1 pseudogene is annotated in these 665 nt (G+C 71.6%); it reads right to left on the reverse strand.

From position 1 onward, the window contains the following. Positions 1–665, reverse strand: a pseudogene (locus ABLI39_RS17340) (DUF6531 domain-containing protein); the annotation flags it as partial.

Genomic DNA, 665 nt, shown 5'->3' on the forward strand with positions numbered 1-665 from the left:
GTTTCCATGCCGTCGGGTGTGCGGTCGGCAACGTTCTTCAGCTGGCCGCTCTGACCCCATGCGTACTCGGTCCAGGACCCGTCCGGGCGGATCAGCCGGGTACGGCGGCCCAGGCCGTCGTGGACGTATTCCGTCCGGGTACCGTCCGCGTCAGTGACGGCGAGGAGCTGCCCCGCGGCGTCGTACTCGTAGGCCCGGGACCCGGCCGGCGTGGATTCGCGGGTCAGACGCCCGCCGGTGTCGTATTCCCAGTCCGAGACGGCGGCCCGCACCGAGGGCTCCAGAGAGCCGTTCGGGGTGGTGGCGGCGGCGACCATTTGCCCGGCTCCGTCGTAGCCGTACCGGGTCACGGCACCGGCGTGGGTCAGGGCCGTGATCCGGCCGTCCCCGTCGCGTCCGATCAGGGTGGCATCGGCCGTGAGCGGGTCAGAGCGGTCGGTGCGGCTGTGTTCGGACAGGCTCCCGTAGCGGTAGGCCCATTCCTGCACCAAATCCCCGGCGGTGGCGGAGGTGATCCGCCCCGAGGCGTCGTGCGTGAACCGGGCCTCGCCGAGCCGGGGGTTGCTCACAGCGGTCACGCGGCCTGCGGCATCCCGGACATACGTGGTAGTGGTCCCGTGCGCGTCGGTGAACCGGGTGCGGTTCCCGTCGGCGTCGTACTCCCA

Source organism: Pseudarthrobacter sp. B907 (genome assembly GCF_040137805.1).
Classification (GTDB): Bacteria; Actinomycetota; Actinomycetes; order Actinomycetales; family Micrococcaceae; genus Arthrobacter.